Below are 2705 nucleotides of genomic sequence, written 5' to 3' on the forward strand. Positions count from 1 at the left end.
CGCTGGAGAACGCGCTGTTGCTCGCGTATCCGCTGTTCGCCGGTTTTGCCGTCGACTCGATCATTCGCGGCGACGCCCGCAGCGCGTTGTTCTACGCGGTCATCGTGCTGGCGTTCTGGGCAGTCGGCGCCGCGCGCCGCGCCGTGGATACACGCACCTTCACGCGTATTTACGCCGATCTGGCGGTACCGGTGATCCTCAACCAGCGCCTGCAGAACCAAAGTACGTCGACGGCTGCGGCGCGCGTGGTATTGGCCCGGGAGTTTGTCGACTTCTTCGAAAAACACGTGCCGACGATGGTCACCGCGTTGGTATCGATCATCGGCGCCGTGGTGATGTTGCTGGCGATCGAACCCTGGATTGGCGTTGCCAGTCTGGGCGGGTTGCTGCTGTGCCTGGCGCTGCTGCCGCGCTTTGCACGGCGCAACCAGGGCTTGCATCAACGCTTGAATGACCGGCTGGAGAAGGAAATCGGCCTGGTCGCGAAAGTGGGAACGCTCACCCTGAAACGGCACTATCGCGTGCTGTCCAAGCTCCGGATTCACCTCTCGAACCGTGAAGCCGCGGCGTTTTTGTTCGTCGGCTGCGTGGCAGCGGTGCTGTTTGTCATCGCCATCAGTCAGTTGGCGATGGCGCCGGCGGTCAAGGCCGGGCATGTCTATGCCGTGATGACGTATCTCTGGACCTTTGTCAGCAGCCTCGACGAAGCGCCGTCGATGGTCGATCAACTCGCGCGCTTACGCGATATCGGCAAGCGCGTGGATCCGGGGCTCAGCAAGGATTAAGCGCCGCCGCCGTTTGACAAGCTGAATTCGGTCGCGTAAATTCGCCGCACGCGTCGGGAGAGAGCGCTGGCTTCGGTTGTTCGCATCGAGAACGACTTAAACGAAGCAGGCGCCGCCGAAGGGGCACACCCACAAACTCTCAGGCAAAAGGACCGGCCGCGTCGAAGTTCCGTCCATGAATCGCGCTTTTAACCGGGCGCCAAAAACGGAAAATCGAACTCTGGAGAGCGGCATCGGCTGATCAGAAGTACCAGCCAGATGCCCACCGAAGGGGCGCGCGCTGGACGTCGGAGCATCGGCGAACAGCGCGCAATCTCTCAGGTACCGAGGACAGAGGGGTCATGTACCGAATCGCTACGCGGTTTGGGCTTTGCATGTTGCATGGGTCATTCAATGCAGCAAGAAAAAGCCGAAACCCCGAGCGGGTTCGACGCATGGCCTTTTTTGTTTTCGCGCACGCCCGAGGCCCGCTCCATGTCTGATCTTCAACACACGCCCTTGCACGCCACTCACCTTGCGCTCAACGCACGCATGGTCGATTTCGGCGGCTGGGACATGCCCGTCAATTACGGTTCGCAGATCGACGAACACCACGCGGTGCGCACCGACGCCGGCATGTTCGACGTGTCGCACATGCGCGTCGTCGATTTCACCGGCGACAAAGCGCGCGAGTTCTTCAAGCACGCGATCGCCAACAACGTCGACAAACTCACCGTTCCCGGCAAGGCTCTGTATTCGTGCCTGCTAAACCCGGAAGGCGGCGTGATCGATGACCTGATCGTCTATTACTTCGCCGATGACAACTACCGCGTCGTCGTGAACGCGGGCACGGCCGAAAAAGACATTGCGTGGTTCGGCCATCTGAACGCGGAAGGCGGTTTTGGACTGACCATCACGCCGCGCCGCGATTTTTCGATCGTCGCCGTGCAAGGACCTAACGCCCGCGAAAAAGTCTGGCAAGTGCTGCCGGAAACGCGCGACGCCACTACAGAACTCAAACCCTTCAACGCCGTGCAATTCCCCGCCAGCTCATTGGGCGACGTGATGCTCGCGCGCACCGGCTACACGGGCGAGGACGGTTTTGAAATCATCGTTCCTTCTACGCACGTTGAGGCGTTCTGGAACGCATTGATCGCGCAGGGTGTTAAACCCGCCGGCCTCGGCGCACGCGACACGCTGCGCCTGGAAGCTGGCATGAATCTGTACGGCCAGGACATGGACGACACGGTCTCGCCGCTCGACGCTGGTCTCGCGTGGACCGTCGACTTGAAGGATGCGAATCGCGCATTCGTCGGCCGTGCCGCGCTGGAAAAGAATGGCTCGAAGGCGCGCTTTGTCGGCTTGATTCTGCAGAAGGAAAACGGCCGCGCTGGTGGCGTGCTTCGTGCCCACCAAAAAGTCGTCACGGCCGATGGCGAAGGCGAGATCACGAGCGGCACTTTCTCGCCGTCGATGCAGGAATCCATCGCGTTCGCACGGGTGCCGGCGAGCGTGAAACCGGGCGACAAAGTGCACGTCGTGATCCGCGACAAACAACTGCCGGCAAGCGTGGTAAAACTGCCTTTCGTGCGCAACGGCAAGGTTTTGGCGGCGCTTTAAACAGCCGCCAAGCGCCTGCTGAAAAAGCGGCGCACGTCCACCCTCGAATACAACTGGAGCATTCGCATGAGCATCCCGGCAGACCTCAAATACACCGAATCGCACGAATGGGTGCGCACCGAATCCGACGGCACGCTGACCATCGGCATTACGGATCACGCGCAGGAAGCACTGGGCGATGTCGTGTTCATCGAACTGCCGCCGGTAGGTAAGACGGTGGCCGCCGGCGACGCCATCGCGGTGATCGAATCGGTGAAAGCAGCATCCGATATCTACGCACCTGTGTCCGGCGAAATTGTCGGCGCGAACGATGCGCTGACC

General features: G+C 61.0%; 3 protein-coding genes and 2 riboswitches. All 3 genes read left to right on the forward strand.

From position 1 onward, the window contains the following. On the forward strand, window positions 1–785 hold a 785-nt coding region (locus JWR14_RS14620), incomplete at its 5' end, for an ABC transporter six-transmembrane domain-containing protein (RefSeq protein WP_299707866.1). A gap of 44 nt (window positions 786–829) precedes the next feature. Then, window positions 830–951: riboswitch (glycine riboswitch) on the forward strand. A 44-nt stretch (window positions 952–995) separates the two neighbouring features. Next, window positions 996–1129, forward strand: a riboswitch (glycine riboswitch). Window positions 1130–1259: 130 nt separating this feature from the next. After that, window positions 1260–2384 (forward strand): glycine cleavage system aminomethyltransferase GcvT, encoded by a 1125-nt coding sequence (gcvT, locus tag JWR14_RS14625; protein WP_299707868.1) that lies wholly within the window; start codon window positions 1260–1262, stop codon window positions 2382–2384. Between the two features lie 66 nt (window positions 2385–2450). Continuing rightward, window positions 2451–2705 (forward strand): glycine cleavage system protein GcvH (gene gcvH, locus JWR14_RS14630; protein ID WP_299707870.1); only part of this gene is annotated, 255 nt, incomplete at its 3' end.

Source organism: Caballeronia sp., from assembly GCF_028292365.1.
In the GTDB taxonomy this organism is placed as follows: domain Bacteria; phylum Pseudomonadota; class Gammaproteobacteria; order Burkholderiales; family Burkholderiaceae; genus Caballeronia.

Excerpts from the sequence above, each read along its gene's own strand:
- gcvT (WP_299707868.1), top strand. The coding sequence starts at position 1,260 with ATGTCTGATCTTCAACACACGCCCTTGCACGCCACTCACCTTGCGCTC.